Annotated in this window: 12 protein-coding genes; all 12 read left to right on the top strand. The window is 70.4% G+C overall.

Going from position 1 to position 16,555, the window contains the following annotated elements; genetic code table 11:
* Positions 1–18: 18 nt before the first annotated feature.
* The 12 genes from OHO83_RS22615 (at position 19) to OHO83_RS22670 (ending at position 16,543) form a co-directional block, all read left to right on the top strand.
* Complete coding sequence (locus OHO83_RS22615; RefSeq protein WP_266672620.1) at positions 19–2,301, top strand: (Fe-S)-binding protein; 2,283 nt, start codon at positions 19–21, stop codon at positions 2,299–2,301.
* A 136-nt stretch (positions 2,302–2,437) separates the two neighbouring features.
* Entirely contained in the window at positions 2,438–3,874 is a 1,437-nt protein-coding gene (locus OHO83_RS22620; RefSeq protein ID WP_266672618.1) for an FG-GAP repeat domain-containing protein, read from the top strand.
* A 136-nt stretch (positions 3,875–4,010) separates the two neighbouring features.
* Entirely contained in the window at positions 4,011–5,291 is a 1,281-nt protein-coding gene (locus OHO83_RS22625; protein WP_266672616.1) for an FG-GAP repeat domain-containing protein, read from the top strand.
* 128 nt (positions 5,292–5,419) lie between these two features.
* A complete protein-coding gene (locus tag OHO83_RS22630) occupies positions 5,420–6,802 on the top strand; it encodes an FG-GAP repeat protein (protein WP_266672614.1) in 1,383 nt (460 codons plus the stop codon).
* A 204-nt stretch (positions 6,803–7,006) separates the two neighbouring features.
* On the top strand, positions 7,007–8,479 hold the full coding sequence (locus OHO83_RS22635; protein WP_266672612.1) for an FG-GAP and VCBS repeat-containing protein: 1,473 nt from the start codon (positions 7,007–7,009) through the stop codon (positions 8,477–8,479).
* A 76-nt stretch (positions 8,480–8,555) separates the two neighbouring features.
* On the top strand, positions 8,556–9,953 hold the full coding sequence (locus tag OHO83_RS22640) for an FG-GAP and VCBS repeat-containing protein (RefSeq protein WP_266672610.1): 1,398 nt from the start codon (positions 8,556–8,558) through the stop codon (positions 9,951–9,953).
* Positions 9,954–9,983: 30 nt separating this feature from the next.
* On the top strand, positions 9,984–10,223 hold the full coding sequence (locus OHO83_RS22645) for an integrin alpha (protein ID WP_266672608.1): 240 nt from the start codon (positions 9,984–9,986) through the stop codon (positions 10,221–10,223).
* Positions 10,224–10,285: 62 nt separating this feature from the next.
* Complete coding sequence (locus tag OHO83_RS22650; protein WP_266672606.1) at positions 10,286–10,918, top strand: hypothetical protein; 633 nt, start codon at positions 10,286–10,288, stop codon at positions 10,916–10,918.
* A gap of 176 nt (positions 10,919–11,094) precedes the next feature.
* Positions 11,095–12,549, top strand: a complete 1,455-nt coding sequence (locus tag OHO83_RS22655) for an FG-GAP-like repeat-containing protein (protein ID WP_266672604.1) — start codon at positions 11,095–11,097, stop codon at positions 12,547–12,549.
* Between the two features lie 24 nt (positions 12,550–12,573).
* Positions 12,574–13,578, top strand: a complete 1,005-nt coding sequence (locus OHO83_RS22660; protein WP_266672602.1) for a Yip1 family protein — start codon at positions 12,574–12,576, stop codon at positions 13,576–13,578.
* A 147-nt stretch (positions 13,579–13,725) separates the two neighbouring features.
* On the top strand, positions 13,726–15,342 hold the full coding sequence (locus tag OHO83_RS22665) for an MFS transporter (RefSeq protein WP_266672600.1): 1,617 nt from the start codon (positions 13,726–13,728) through the stop codon (positions 15,340–15,342).
* A gap of 532 nt (positions 15,343–15,874) precedes the next feature.
* Entirely contained in the window at positions 15,875–16,543 is a 669-nt protein-coding gene (locus OHO83_RS22670) for a hypothetical protein (protein ID WP_266672598.1), read from the top strand.
* The last annotated feature ends 12 nt before the right edge of the window (positions 16,544–16,555 follow it).

Consider the following 16,555-nt stretch of genomic DNA (forward strand, 5'->3'; position numbering starts at 1 on the left):
GGCCCGAGGAGCCCCCGAATGCAACTCGCCGCGATCATCGTGTCGCTGGTCCTGATCGTGGTCGGCGTCGCACTGTTCGTCCGAGCCATCGCGCAGATCTACCGCTTCATGCGGCTCGGCCAGAACGTCCCCGCCGGCACCCGCACCGACGAACCCGTACAGCGCACCGTGACGGTGGCCAAGGAGTTCCTCGGCCACACCCGGATGAACCGCTGGGGCATCGTAGGTGTGGCGCACTGGTTCGTGGCGGTGGGCTTCTTCTCGCTGCTGCTGACGATCGTGAACGCCATCGGCCAGCTCTTCCAGGCCGACTGGCTGCTCCCCATCATCGGTGAATGGGCCCCGTACAACGTCTTCGTCGAGTTCCTCGGCACGATGACGGCCCTCGGGATCCTGACGCTGATCGTCATCCGGCAGCTGAACCGGCCGGACCGGCCGGGCCGCAAGTCCCGCTTCGCCGGGTCCAACACCGGCCAGGCGTACTTCGTCGAGGCCGTCATCCTCATCGTCGGCATCTGCATCTTCACGCTGCACGCCCTGGAGGGCGCCCAGCACCATGTGGACAGCTACGAGGCCTCGTTCTTCGTCTCGTACCCGGTCGTCTCCTGGTTCCGCGGCATGGACGTCTCCACGCTGCAGAACCTCACGTACTTCTTCGCCGGGCTGAAGATCGCGACCTCCTTCATCTGGATGATCACGGTCGCCCTGAAGACCGACATGGGCGTCGCCTGGCACCGGTTCCTCGCGTTCCCGAACATCTGGTTCAAGCGTGAGGCCGACGGCGGCACGGCGCTGGGCGCGCTGCAGCCGATGACCAGCGGCGGCAAGGAGATCGACTTCGAGGACCCGGGCGAGGACGACGTCTTCGGTGTCAGCCAGGTCGAGCAGTTCTCCTGGAAGGGTCTGCTGGACTTCTCCACCTGCACCGAGTGCGGCCGCTGCCAGTCGCAGTGCCCCGCGTGGAACACCGGCAAGCCCCTGTCGCCGAAGCTCCTGATCATGTCGCTGCGCGACCACGCGCACGCCAAGGCCCCCTACCTGCTCGCCGGTGGCGGCAAGTCGATGGAGGGCGAGGAGAAGGCGACCGAGGAGCAGCTGGGGGACGTCCCGGCCGCGGCTCTCGCGGAGGCCGAGCGGCCGCTGATCGGCACCCTCGAAGAGAACGGCGTCATCGACCCGGACGTCCTGTGGTCCTGCACCACCTGCGGCGCCTGCGTCGAGCAGTGCCCGGTCGACATCGAGCACATCGACCACATCGTCGACATGCGCCGCTACCAGGTGATGATCGAGTCCGCGTTCCCGTCCGAGGCGGGCACGATGCTCAAGAACCTGGAGAGGAAGGGCAACCCCTGGGGCCTGGCCAAGAAGCAGCGCCTGGAATGGCTCAAGGAACTCGACTTCGAGGTCCCGGTCGTCGGCAAGGACATCGAGGACCTCACCGAGGTCGAGTACCTGTACTGGGTCGGCTGCGCCGGCTCGCTCGAGGACCGCGCGAAGAAGACCACCAAGGCCTTCGCGGAGCTGCTCCACATGGCGGGCGTCAAGTTCGCGATCATGGGCGGCGACGAGAAGTGCACCGGTGACTCCGCCCGCCGCCTGGGCAACGAGCCGCTGTTCCAGCAGCTCGGCCAGGAGAACGTCATGGCGCTGAACATGGCGTTCGGCGAGGAACTCGACGACGACGGCAAGGTCGTGCCCGAGTCCGCGAAGCCGAAGTCCGCGAAGAAGATCGTCGCGACCTGCCCGCACTGCCTCAACACCATCGGCAACGAGTACCCGCAGCTCGGCGGCGACTACGAGGTCATCCACCACACCCAGCTGCTCCAGCACCTCATCGACGAGGGCAAGCTCGTCCCGGTCACCCCGGTCGAGGGTCTGATCACCTACCACGACCCGTGCTACCTGGGCCGTCACAACAAGGTCTACACGCCCCCGCGGCAGATCATGGACGCCGTCCCGGGCCTGCGCCAGCAGGAGATGCACCGCCACAAGGAACGCGGCTTCTGCTGCGGCGCCGGCGGCGCGCGGATGTGGATGGAGGAGCGGATCGGCAAGCGCATCAACAACGAGCGTGTCGACGAGGCACTGTCGCTGAACCCCGACATCGTCTCCACCGCCTGCCCGTTCTGCCTCGTCATGCTGACCGACTCCGTCAACGGCAAGAAGAACGAAGGCCAGGCCAAGGAGTCCGTCACGGTCGTCGACGTGGCCCAGCTGCTCCTCGACTCCGTGAAAACACCGGTCGACCCGGCCGGCTCGGAGGAGACCGAGGACGCACCGGAGCCGGAGCCGGTGAAGTAGCGGTCCGTACGCGGGCAACGGGCCGGTCCTGCCGTGAAGGCGGGGCCGGCCTGTTGTTTTCCCGCAGCCTTCCCGCGATGTCCATGCACGAGCATGATGTGATCGGCATTGACCGGTGGGGCGGGAGAGATACGACGTGAACACGCGCATACGCACGGCTGTGGCCACCGCGGGGTGCGCCGCCCTCCTGGCCGTGCTGCCCACCGGCTGCTCGGACGGCGGCGGGCACGGCACCGACGGCAACGGTGACGGCGACAACAACGCGTCCGCCATCCGTCCGCCCACGAAGGGCGCCCCCTCCGAAACCCCTTCGCCCGACGACTTCAACGGCGACGGCTACGCCGACTTCGCCACCGTGACCCACGAACGCCTCGGCGTCGTCTACGGCGGGCCGAAGGGGCTGGATCCCCGGGTCCGTTCCACGGCCCGGCTCGCCGACGGCGACATCCCGCCGGAGCTCCTCCGCGGCGACCTGGACGACGACGGCTACACCGATCTGCTCGCCTCCTACGCGAATCGTTCCGCCACCTACTACCGGGGCGGCCCCCGCGGCCTTGAGACCTCCCCCACCGGGCTCCGGCTCCCCGACGTCCCCCCTGCCTCCTCGGTCGGCGCCCCCTCTGTCCAGCCCGCCGCGCTCGGCGACTTCGACCGCGACGGCGACATCGACGTGTTCGAGCTGGGCGGCGACACCGGGCCGGCGGCCACCGTCCACAACGGGCCGTTCCGGGACGGAGAACCGCACGACTCGAAGAACTTCGGGACGCGGCGGCCGGGTGGCGAGGACTCCACCGGGTACCGCGCCGAGGCCGGGGACTTCGACGGCGACGGCTACACCGACGTGTACGCCTGGTTCCTGTGGACGGACCCGGAGAGCGAGGGCGACCGCGACCTCACGCCGAAGGGTGTCCAGGCCTACCGGGGCGGGCCGCACGGCCTCACCCCGGCCCGCACGTACGACGACCCCCAAAAGGCCCCCGACCCCGACCGGGTGGGCGACTTCGACGGTGACGGCACCGACGAGATCTGGAACGCGGCCTGGACCCGCGGCTTCCCCGAGGGCACCGCCCCCGAAGGGGACGACACCCCGGACTGGGAGAAGCTGCGGCCCGGCCTCTCGGTCGGCAGCAACGAGCGGAACGGTGCCTTCCTGTACCCGGTGCCGAGGATTCCGGCCGAGTCGCCGATCGCCGGCGGCAGCACAGGCCGTTCACTCGGTGACGTGGACGGCGACGGCCGGCCCGACGCCGTCCTCGGCTCGCGGGACGTCCGCGACGCACAGGGCGCGATCTTCCTGATCCGGAAGGCCGCCGAACCAAAGCTCGCGAACGTCCGGACTGTGATCTGCCAGGACCTCGGTATCCCCGCGAAGGAGCTGACCGACCACTCCCGCCAGCGCCTCTCCCCCGCCGACGACCTGCGCGACTACGACGGCGACGGACACGACGACGTCCTCGCCACCGTGAACGGGCGGCCGTCCGCGTACTGGTGGATCCCCGGCGGGGACGACGGTCTCGAACCGCGGCGCGCGGTGCGGCTGGGGCAGCACGAACTCGGCCTGGACGACACATGACCCACGCGTCGTCTCCCCAGCCGGGAGCGCAACCGCCGTCCATCATCAGCCGGTCCGGCCCGGACACCGCGAGAACCCGCTGGTGGATCTCCGGGGACCGCAACGAACAGCAGGCCTTCTACTCCCCGGAGACAGCGTGATCTCCTTCCCCCCGTACCGCAGGCTCGCGGCGCTCGCGCTGCCCCTCCCCCTGCTGCTGCTCACCGGCTGCGGCGACCACGACAAGGCCGCCCCGTCCAAGGAGCACCACCCCGTGGCCATGTCCGGCACGTCCGGCGCCGCGCTCCCCGTCCCGCGCGGCCGCGGCAGCAAGGTGCCGGACGACTTCAACGGCGACGGCGCCCCCGACCTCGTACTCGACGACCTCGTGCACGACGGGCTCGGGGACGACGCCGGGATCGGGGTCGTGTACGGGAAGAAGGGGCACGGACTCGTGCCCGGGGCACGGCAGTTGCTGCGTCCCACGAAGTACGCGGCGCCGACCGAGGGCGAGACGCCCGCCGCGTTCGACTCCGAGGCGAGCTGCGACCTGGACAAGGACGGCTTCACCGATCTGGTCGTGTCGACGGATCCGCCCTTCGACGGGCAGGGGCAGCCGCCGGTGCCGCTGCAGATCCTCTTCGGCGGCCCGGGCGGGCTCACCCACCGGGGCGTGAAACTGGTCGTGCCCGCGCAGGCCCGGTTCGGCAACGACTGGCCGGACCAGCCGGTGTGCGGCGACTTCGACGGGGACGGCTCGGTCGACCTCACGGTGCACGCGAGCGGCGGGCGGCTGAGCTTCCTGCGCGGCCCCTTCACCCGCAAGGGCGCCCCGCGCGCGGCCGGGAAACCACTGACCGCGCCCGGCAACGTACCCGTGGGCCCCGCCTTCGACGTCGACCGCGACGGGTACGACGACCTGCTCGTGCGCCGTACGTCCGGCGGCTCGTCGCCGTCGCGGATCGTGCTGGGCGGCCCGCAGGGACCGGCCCGTTCCGGCGCCGCGCTGCCGCCCGGCCTCGGCCTCGCCGTCGGCCGTTTCACCAAGGGCGCCGGCGCGGACACGGCGCTGCTCACGGTCTCCGGGGTCACCCTCTCCCGGCCGGGCGCCCCCGGCCTCAAGGCCACCGGAACGGCCATCACCACGGGTGACTTCGACGGGGACGGCGTGGCCGAACTCGTCGTGTCCGGCGGCGCGTCGAAGGCCCCGAAGGTCCTGCCGGCGAACGGCAAGGCGGCCGTGACCGTCACTCCCGAGACCGCCGGCACCACCCAGGTCCTCGAAGCGACCGACCTCGACGGCGACGGACGCGCCGACCTCGTGGTCCGCACGTACCGCGGCGAGAGCACGGACGCCATCGCCGTGTACCCCGGGGTCAAGGGCGGCTCGCTCCTGGCCGGGAAGCCCCAAGTCACCTTCTCCACAGCGGAGTTCTGAGAGCGGCTGTCCGCCCCGCCCTCTCGTATCCGCCGTTCACCGCACGGCCATCCGGACACAACCATCCCCTCACCCCACGAGTCACACCCCCCGGAACCCCTTCCCCCCATTTCCCGGGAGTGCTTCTCGTGCGTCTACGCAAGCTCGTCATCGCCGCAGGTGCCGCCGTCGTCGCGGCGGCCGGACTCACCCTGTCGCTCGCCGGAACCGCCTCCGCCGCCACCACGCTCAAGGACGACTTCAACGGCGACGGCTACCGCGACCTGGCCGTCGGCACCCCGGGCGCGAACACCGTCACGGTCACGTTCGGCTCCGCGAGCGGCGTGAGCCCGTCCCACTCCGTGACCGTCACCCAGAGCACGGCCGGGGTTCCCGGAGTCAGCGAGCCGGAGGACGAGTTCGGCGAGAACGTCACCTCGGGCGACGTCGACGACGACGGCTACGCCGACCTGATCGTCGGCGCGCCCGGCGAGCGGGTCACCGGCAACACCACGGGCTCCGTCACCATCGTCTGGGGCGGCCCCAAGGCCTTCACCCGGGGCGCCAAGGTCCTCAACTCCCCCACCACCGACACCGAACGCTTCGGCGAGGCCGCCTCCTTCGTCGACATCGACGACGACGGTTCCGCCAACCTCGCCGTGATCAGCTCCGACGGCTGGTGGTACTACGCGGAGAGCGCGGACCCGACCCGCGCCATCGCGCCCGAGGTCGACTTCCTGCCCGAGGGCGTCCGTCTGGAGGGCATGGAGGCGGCCACGTTCCTCTCCAAGGACGGCTACACGTACGTCCTCTACGGGGAGCGCGCCGACGGCAAGCCCTACACCGTGTACATGAAGGGCGGCGTCGGCGACATCGGCTACTACTCGGGCGTACTCGCCGAGGGCGACGACCCGCACGCCACCCGGGAGGCGGCCGCGGCCGCCGATGTGAACGGCGACGGCTACACCGACCTCGTCACCGGCAACGCCGCCGCGAACTCGGTGACCGTGCGCTACGGCGGGCAGGGCTCCTTCGGCGCCACGAAGACGTACACGCAGGACTCCGCGGGCGTGCCCGGCGCCGACGAGCCGGAGGACCGCTTCGGCGCCGCCGTGAGCGCCGGCGACCTCGACCACGACGGCTACGCGGACGTCGCCGTGGGCGCGCCCGGTGAGAGCGTCGGCACGGTCACCGGAACGGGCAGCGTCACCGTCCTCAAGGGCGGCACCGGCGGGCTCGGCGCGGGCCGCGCCTACCACCAGGACACGGCCGGGGTGCCCGGCGTCCCGGAGGCGGGCGACCACTTCGGCTCGTCCCTGCGCTTCAAGGACATCAACAAGAACAGCCGGGCCGACCTCGCGATCGGCGCGAACGGCGAGGACATCGACACCTCGGCCGACGCGGGCGCCGTCTGGGTCCTGCGCGGCGCGGTCCCGTACGTCACCACGTCGTACGCCACGTCCTTCAACGGCGCGGACTTCGGGACGGCGACGAGCGGAGCGGGGCGCGCCTTCGGGACGGTCCTGCGCTGAACGAACGCGGCCCCGGAAACGCCGAGAACCCGGGCGGCCGGAAATAGTTGTGAACCACATACAACCCTCCCGCCCCACTAGGAGTCTCCTGTTCGCCAACCGCAGGGCCACGCCTGGGACAACTCCCGGCAAACACCCGCGGAACGCACCCCATTGACTGCGGATGCCCGCCAGGCATCCCCGCATGCTGCAGGAGAATCCCGCATGCACAAGCACATACGTACTGCTCTCGCGACGGCCGCGGCGGTCGCGCTGACGGGTGGGCTGCTCTCCCTCTCCACGGGCTCGGCGCTCGCCGCCGACTCCGTCCACCACCACGAGGCCGACTTCAACGGCGACCACATCGGGGACGTCGCGTTCTCCGCCGGGTGGGCGACGGTCGGCGGCAAGAAGGGCGCCGGCCAGTTCGTCGCCCTGTACGGCTCGGCGAACGGCCTGAACGCCGCCGCCCGCAAGACCGTCAGCCAGAACACGACGGGCGTCCCCGGCACCGCCGAGACCAACGACGGCTTCGGCTGGGTCAGCGCGTACGGCGACTTCAACGCCGATGGCTACGACGACCTGGCCACGTCCGCGCGCTACGAGGACGTGGACGGCGACACCGACGGCGGCACCGTCATGATCATGTGGGGCTCCCCGTCGGGCCTCACCGGCGGCACGACGATCGCGGACCCCGCCGTCTCCTCCCACGACCAGTGGGGCAAGACGCTCGCCGCCGGCGACTTCGACGGCGACGGCAAGGACGACCTCGCGGTCGGCTCCTCGGCCGCCACGGTCTACGTCTACAAGGGCGGCATCGCCAAGACCGGTACGGCGGGCGGCCGTTACACGCTCAAGCCCCCGATCCAGTCCGGCGACGGCACCGGCCCGCTCACGCTCACCGCGGGTGACGTGAACGGCGACGGTGCCACCGACCTCGTGGTCGACGGCTTCGAGACGAACACCGGCGACGGCTGGAACACCAACTACTACATCCCCGGCAGCGCGTCCGGCCTCGTCGTCTCGTCCGCGCAGACGCTGAAGCCCGGCGTCATCACCGACATCGGCGACGTGAACGGCGACGGCTTCGGCGACATCGTGACCGGTCAACAGTGGGACGAGCCCACGGACGGGTCCCCGGACCCGACGGAATCGACCGACGGCGGCAAGGTCAACATCACGTACGGCTCGGCGAGCGGCCCCGCCACCACCACCGCCATCAGCCAGGACACCGGCAACGTGCCCGGCGGATCCGAGCGCGGCGACGACTTCGGCGGCGAGCTGTCCCTCGGCGACATCAACGGCGACAACTACCAGGACCTGGTCGTCGGCGCCGCCGGCGAAAACCTGGGCGGCGTCACCGACACCGGTTCCGTGACGGTCCTCTACGGCTCGGCGAACGGCATCGACACGCAGTCCGGCGGCCAGTTCCTCGCCCAGTCCACGGCCGGTGTCCCCGGCTCGGACGAGACGAAGGACTACTTCGGCAACGAGGTCAAGCTCACCGACGTCACCGGCGACGGCAAGGCCGACCTGACGATCGGCGCGTACGGCGAGAACAGCGGCAACGGCGCGCTGACCTACCTCCCGTCGAACGGCACGAAGATCACCACGACGGGCGCGCGCTCCTTCTCGGCGACGTCCCTCGCCATCTCGACGGACGCTTACCCGGAGCTGGGCGGCAACGCGGCCAACTAGCGCCCGCGTTCGTTTCGTGGGGCCCGCACCACTTCGGTGCGGGCCCCTTCCCGACCGAGCACCCCCTGGAGCTCCCTTGCGCAAGCGCGCCCTCCTCCTGGCGACGGCCCTCACCACTGGCCTGCTCACCCTCCCCATGACCTCCGCCTCCGCCGCGCCCTCCGGGCTGCAGGGAGACTTCAACGGCGACGGGTATCAGGACCTCGCCGTCGCCGACCCCAGCGCCGCCGTCTCGGGCAAGGACCTCGCCGGAGCTGTTGTCGTCTTCTACGGCTCCGCGAACGGCATCAGCGCCGACCGCCGCAAAGTCATCACGCAGGCCACGTCCGGGATCCCCGGTACTCCCGAATGGGGCGACGCGTTCGGTGAAGCGCTCGCGACGGCGGACCTGGACCTCGACGGCTACGCCGACCTGCTCATCGGCGACCCGAGCGAGGCGATCGGCACCGACCGCGACGCCGGCAGCCTCACCGTGGTCTGGGGTGGCGCATCCGGCCTCGGGTCCGGCACCACCATCCAGCCGGAGACCGTCCCGGACGACGGCTGCACCTTCGCCGAAGGCCTCGCCACCGGTGACACCGACGGCAACGGCGCCCCTGACATCGTCGTCGGATCCCGTTGTGCGGCCCAGTACTTGTTCGGCCCGTTCACCCGGACGGGCGCTCCTGCGGGCAAGGAACACGACCACCTCCTCGGCACCGTCCACGGCGCTGTCGTCGGGAACGTGGACGGCGACAACTCCGCAGAACGCGTCATGCTGCCGGGCCGGTACGACGCCGACCCGGGCGGCCGCGTGTACGTCGACAACTACGCCCCGTTCACGCGTACAGAACAGACCCACGCCGACGGCACGGTCGGAGCCATCGGCGACACCAACGGCGACGGCTACGGCGACCTCGTACTCGGCGACTACGACGATCCGGACACCGACAAGCCGGGCGGTCACCGCGGTGGCGAGATCTCCGTCTGGTACGGCGGTCCGTCCGGCATCGATCCGGGCCAGACGCCGACCCTGATCAACCAGGACACGACGGGCGTGCCGGGAACGGGCGAGTCCGGCGACGAGTTCGGCTACTCGATCGCCGCCGCCGACACCAACAGGGACGGTTACAGCGACGTCGTCGTGGGCGCGCCGGCCGAAGACGTCAACGGCAAGGGCAACGCGGGCTCCGTGACCGTGCTTCTCGGCTCGGCGCAGGGTCTGTCCGGTACGGGGTCCCGCGCCGTCCACGAGGACACCACCGGAGTCTCCGGGGCGGCCGAAGCCGGGGACTCCTTCGGATACGCGGTGGACCTGTCCGACCACAACGCCGACGGCAAGGCCGACCTCACGGTGGGCATCGCGTCCGAGAACACCACGGGCTGCACCTGGAACACCCGCGGCACGTCCGTCACCGGCTCCTTCTACATCTGCGCGGACAAGCTGGGCTTCACAGGCGGATACGAAGGCCTCGGCTCGGTCATCGCCCACTGACCCACTGATACGACCTTGGAGACTCCCCCGATGCGCATACGCGTCGTCACGGCCGCGGCCACCCTGCTCGCGGCCGGTCTCACCCCCTTCGCCCTGCCGACCCCCGCCACGGCGGCGTCCGCCAAGTACGCCGACGACTTCAACGGAGACGGGTACCGCGACCTCGCGGTCGCCGCCCCGCAGGCCACCGTGTCCGGCCACGAAGCGGCCGGAGCTGTCGTCGTGCTGTACGGAACCGCCTCGGGCCCTCCGCCGCGAAGCGGAAGCTGATCACCCAGGCGAGCACCGGGATCCCCGGTTCACCCGAGACCGCCGACCAGTTCGGCGGATCCGTGGCCTCCGCCGACCTCGACCTCGACCTCGACGGTTACGCCGACCTGGTGGTCGGAACGCCGGACGAGGACACGGACGGCGCGTTCAACAAGGGCTCCGTCACCGTCGTCTGGGGCAGCGCACAGGGCCTGGGCTCCGGCACCGTCCTGCCTCTCACCTACGGCGGCGGAGACCCCTCCGGCTGCGCGTACGGCGTCGACCTCGCCGCCGTCCCCGCATCGCCCGCCCCGCGCCCGTCGGTCCACATCGCCGGTGGCTGCTCCGTGTGGGTCCTCCAGGGCCCCATCACTCGCTCCGGCAAGGCCTACAGCAAGTCCCAGCGCATCATGGGGCCCTCTGCCGCGAAGCTCGTGACCGGCCGGCTCACCGGCAGCAACTCCTCAGACGAGGTCGAGATCTCGGTCCCCCTGAGCGACCACCCGCAGGGCGTCGTGTACGTCAACCGGCCGTACAACTCGTACACCGAGCCTCTTCCGACCGACGGAAGCAACGCCACCATCGGCGACGTCAACGGTGACGGGTACGGCGATCTGTCCGGCCTGTCCACGACGGGTTCGGTGAGCTTCGGCGCCGAGACCGCGGGCCTGTCCCTCACGGGAACGCCTCAGTTCGGCGAACGGATCACTGGCTGACGCGTACGTGCCGGATGAACGCGACGAGCCCGTCCCGGGTGGTGGAGATGATCCGGGCGGGCTCGTAGCGTTCGCGGCAGGAAACACGCCCCCGCACACAACCCCCGCCCCACCTCACGTGTCACATGAGGCACACCTTCCGTTCCCCTCACGGACAGCCAGAGTTGGAGCACCCCGTGCGCATACGCACCCTCGCCCTGGCGGCAGCCACCGCCCTGGCCGCCACCGGCCTCACGGCCTCGGTCGCAGGCGCCGCGACCACCGCCGAACTCCCGTCCGTACGAACCGACTTCAACCACGACGGCTACGCCGACCTCGCCGTGGGACTCCCGAACGCCTCCGTCTCCGGTGTCTCCAAAGCGGGTTACGTGAACGTCGTCTGGGGCAGCGAGTCCGGCCTCGGTGCCCACGGCAGCACCCGGATCAGCCAGGCCACCGCCGGCGTCCCCGGCACCCCGGAGTCCGGCGACCGGTTCGGCGCCTCCGTCACCACCGCCGACATGGACGGCGACGGCCACACGGACCTCGTGGTCGGCGCCCCCGGCGAGGACGTGACCGGCAAGGGCACCGACGCCGGCACCGTCGCCGTCATCCACGGCTCGGCCACCGGCTTCGCCACGGGCAGCACCGCCGCCGACGGCCCCGCAGCCTCCGCCGCGTACGGAAAGTCCCTGGTCGCGGCCGACTTCACCGGTGACGGCAAACAGGACATTGTGATCGGCGCGACCGACAAGGTCCTGCTCCAAACGGGCGCCACCACCACGGTCTTCATGGGGGACCACATGGGCGGCCGCGCCCCCGTCCTCGCCGCCGGCGACTTCAACCACGACGGCACCCCCGACGTGGCCGTCACGTACTACACGAACAGCCAGCCGTACACGCAGTCCCAGATCCGTCTGTCGGCCTGGAGCGAGAGCGAGCAGCGACTCCTCAACTACTGGAACAGCAGCAACGGCACCGCGAGCGCGTTCGCCGTCGGCGACTTCGACGGCGACGGCTACACCGACCTCGCCATGGGCAACTGCCGCGAGAACGCCGACGAGAACATCGACGACCCGTGCGGCCCCGAGCAGTACACCAAGGGCGGCGGCATCCATATCCAGTACGGCGACGGCACGGGCCAGTTCTGGGACCGCCAGGAGACGTTCAACCAGGACACACCCGACGTCCCCGGCACCGCCGAGACCGGCGACAACTTCGGCAACGCCCTCACCGTCGCCGACCTCGACGGCGACGGCTACGACGACCTGATCGTCGGCGCCCCCGGCGAGGCCATCGGCAGCAGGGCGAAGGCGGGCGCCATCACCGTGCTGCGCGGCGGCAAGGACGGCATCGTGAACACCGAAGGCAAAGCCGTCGGCGTGGGTATCCAGCAGGACACCCCCGGCATCCCCGGCGTCGCCGAGGCCGGCGACCTCTTCGGAGCCTCCCTCACGGCCGACGACTACGACGGCGACGGCCTGCCCGACGTCACGGTCGGCTCCCCCGGCGAGAACGGCTCGCTCGGCGCGGCCTGGCAGCTGCGCGGCGCCGAGGACGCCCAGGCCGACGCGTTCTCCCCGAGCACGCTCCGACTGCCGTCGTCCGTCAATCCCCTGCAGTACGGATCCGTGTTCCCGACCACCCCGTAGACGCCCCTCCCGCACCCCTAGGGGATGTCACAGCTCGGCAGCAAAGCCGGGCCCGATCCACCGGGCCCGGCACCTCCCTCTCCGGGACCAGGTACGTTCGATGACGTGGCTGGATTCAGGATCGGACGCGGCCGGGACAACCGCGCCCCGCAATCGCGACCGTACGGACAGCGAGCCCCCCAGGGGCAGGCCCCGTACGGCTACCCTCCCGCGCCCCCGAACGGGCAACCGCAGCAGCACCAGTACGGAGGCGGGCAGCAACCGCAGCAGCCGTACGGTCAGCAGCAGTGGCCCCAGTCCGGAGGCCACGGGGAGCCGGAGTACTTCGGTGACCCGAACGGCCCACAGGGGCACGGCCGGCAGGGCCAGGGCTACGACCCGTACGCGGCGAACAACCCGGGGCACACCCAGGCGTTCTCCGTGGGTGAGGACCCGTACAGCCAGGGCGACACGTACCGGGCGGGTTCGGCCCCGGCCGCGCCCGTCGGGCCGCGGCTGCACTGGAAGCAGCTCCTGTCCGGAGTCGTCCTGCGGCCCGGTCAGACGTACCTCCAGATGCGGGACTACGCGATGTGGGGCCCCGCCCTCATCGTGACGTTCCTCTACGGGCTGCTCGCGATCTTCGGTTTCGACTCGGCCCGCGAGGACGTGATCAATGCCACGATCTCGTCGGCGGTCCCGTACGTCCTCACGACCGGCGTCGCGATCACGATCAGCCTCTTCGTCCTGGGCGTGGTCACGCACACGCTGGCCCGCCAGCTCGGCGGTGACGGAGCATGGCAGCCCACGGTCGGACTGGCGATGCTGATCACCGCGATCACGGACGCCCCGCGCCTGCTCGTCGCGATGTTCCTCGGCGGCGACGCCCCGTTCGTGCAGATCCTCGGCTGGGCGACGTGGGCCCTGGCCGGTTTCCTGCTGACGCTCATGGTCGGCAGGTCGCACGACCTACCGTGGCCGAAGGCGCTGGCCGCCTGCGCGATCCAGCTGATCGCGCTCCTGTCGATCATCAAGCTGGGCACGTTCTAGAGACCTGGTGAATGTGAGTGGGGCCCGGTACACACAGTGCCGGGCCCCACTCACGTTCGATCGCCGTCACCCCGTCGCCGCCGACAGATTGCTGCCGGTGGCGGGTCAAAGCACCTGCCTCCCCGGGCAGACTGCCACGATTCGCCCATGGCACCTGCGGCAGACACCGCCGAGAGTCCGGCGAGGGCGCGACTCGTCCTGCTGACCCTCGCGGCAGGTCAGTTCCTGATGGCTCTCGACAGCTCGGTCATGAACGTCTCGATCGCCACGGTGGCCGAGGACGTGGGCACGACCGTGACGGGGATCCAGGGCGCCATCACGGCGTACACCCTCGTGATGGCGATGTTCATGATCCCGGGCGGCAAGGTCGGTGCGCTGATCGGACGCAAACGCGCGTTCATGATCGGCTGCTGCGTCTACGGCTGCGGCTCCCTGACCACGTCGCTCGCACCGAACCTCCCCGTACTGCTGCTCGGCTGGGCGTTGCTCGAAGGGCTCGGGGCCTCCCTCATCCTGCCCGCGATCGTGGCGCTCGTGGCGGGCAACTTCACCACCGAACGCCGTCCCACCGCGTACGGACTCGTCGCGGCCGCGGCGGCCGTGGCGATCGCGGTGGGGCCGCTCGTCGGAGGGCTCGCGACGACGTACTTCTCCTGGCGCTGGGTGTTCGCCGGTGAGGTGGTGGTCGTGCTGGCCATCCTGGTGCTCGCCCGCCCCATCGCCGACGCGCCGGTCGGCGAACGCACCCGCATCGACCTCCTCGGCTGCGTGCTCTCCGCCCTCGGCCTCGGGATCTCCGTCTACGGAGTCCTCCGCTCGGACGAATGGGGCTGGTTCCAGCCCAAACCCGGCGCGCCTTCGTGGCTCGGGATCTCGCTGGTCGTGTGGCTGGCGCTGGCCGGTCTGCTGCTGATCTGGCTCTTCCTCCGCTGGGAGGCCCGCCTGGTGAAGCGGCGCAAGGAGCCGCTCATCGACCCGGCCCTGCTGCAGAACAAGCAGCTCACCGGCGGCCTGACGATGTTCTTCTTCCAGTACCTCCTGCAGATGGGCGTGTTCTTCGTCGTCCCGCTGTATCTGTCGGTCGCCCTGGGCCTGTCCGCGCTCAAGACCGGTGCCCGCCTCCTGCCGCTCTCGCTGACACTGCTGGCGGCCGCGATCCTGATCCCGCGCTTCTTCCCGGACGTCTCGCCGCGCCGGGTGGTGCGGCTCGGGATCCTCGCGCTGCTCGCGGGCGCGGTGGTCCTGATGGCCGCGCTCGACGCGGGAGCCGGTGCGGAAATCGTCACCGTCCCCCTCCTGCTGATCGGGCTCGGCATGGGCGCGCTGGCGTCCCAGCTGGGGTCGGTGACCGTGTCCGCGGTGCCGGAGGCGCAGAGCGCGGAAGTCGGCGGGGTCCAGAACGCCGTCACCAACCTGGGCGCCTCGCTCGGTACGGCACTCGCCGGGTCGATCCTCATCGCCGCGCTCACGACCTCGTTCGTGACCAGCATCGAGCAGAACCCGGCGGTCCCGGCCGACGTCAGGAGTCAGGCCTCCGTCGAGCTCCAGAGCGGCGCCCCCTTCCTCTCGGACGCCCAGCTCAAGACCGCGCTCGACGAATCCGGCACGAGCACGGAGGTCTCACAGGCGGCGCTCGACGCGAACAGCGCAGCACGGCTCGACGGCCTGCGCGCCGCACTCGCCGTCCTCGCCCTGACGGCGCTGCTCGCCCTGTTCTTCACCCCACGGATCCCGACGACCCAGCCGCGCTCCGCAACGCCCTAGCCAGCCGCCCGTACACGTGAGTGGGGCCCGGCACTGTGTGTGCCGGGCCCCACTCACGCATACGACTGCTCAGGCGTCCAGAACCTGCCCGACACTGGTTTCGTCCTCCTCGTGACGGGCCTGATCGCGATCGGGCCTGCGGCTGAGTTGTACCGCGGGGCGGGCCCGCCGCGTCGGCTTGCTGTTGTCGCCGCTCTCCTTGCGCTGGCAACGGTGAGACTGCTCGTGGCTGCAGCAGTGAACTGGGCCTTTCCTGCGCTGGCTGATCCGGGCGTCGGTAGCCTCGTCGGCCACCTTGTTGCGTTGCCCATCGGCGTGGCTGTGTTGGCTTGGTTCCTCACCAGGGCGAACGTTGCCTGATGCGGCACTAGGGCTGTCTGGAGTCGTGATCATATTGGGGGGAGCCTGAGGATCCAGGTGGTTGAACCCGGCAGCTGAAGCCCCGCCAGGTAGGTGCCCGGCGTCTTGCCGTACCGGATGGCGAATTTCCTGGCGATCACGGGATATCGGTGTGAGCGCGAAGGGGAGCCAAGTGGACTGGCGTTACGACGAGGCGTTGACGGCGCAGATCCAGCGGATGGACCGGGCGCAGCGGCATCAGGCCGTGTTTCTCGCGCTGCGGAAGTTGCAGGCGCCTCTGCTGGACATTGAGATGCCCAGGGACTGGGGAGTCGACCCAGCAGCAGTCGATTCCCTGCTCCGCTGTGGTGCGGCGCAGCTGGACGGCGAGCCCGACGACGCGTTCCAGCAGGCCATCACTGGGCTGAGCCGTGCACCGCTGTTCGAGTCTGAGGTCGATCCAGAACTCGCCGAAAGCTTCCAATTGGAGGCGATCGGTGGGTGGATCTTGGTGGGGGAAGCCTTGGGCGAGATGAGTGAGGTCCAGACTGACAGAATCGTCATTCTCGCCCGGGAACAGGCCGTATACCTCGACCAGTGCATTGACAGCACGCTGACGGTGGTGGCAGACGAAGGACTGCGCGAGCGCTATCTCGCGAATGCCGCAAGCCGGCTCCGCGCTTACAGCCTGGGGTATTTCGCCACCAGAAACCTTGAAGTCGAAGGGCGGTGCCATGAAGCCATCCTGGCCGCTTCTGCTGGTGGCGGCCTGCTCACCTCTGAGGCAGGGCGTGAGCTGCTGAACAGCTGTGACAACTACAGCAGCGAGATGGTGTCGGCCCTGAGGGCCTTCCCGACATAGTCGGCAGGGCCA

The organism is Streptomyces sp. NBC_00569, from assembly GCF_036345255.1.
Lineage (GTDB): Bacteria > Actinomycetota > Actinomycetes > Streptomycetales > Streptomycetaceae > Streptomyces.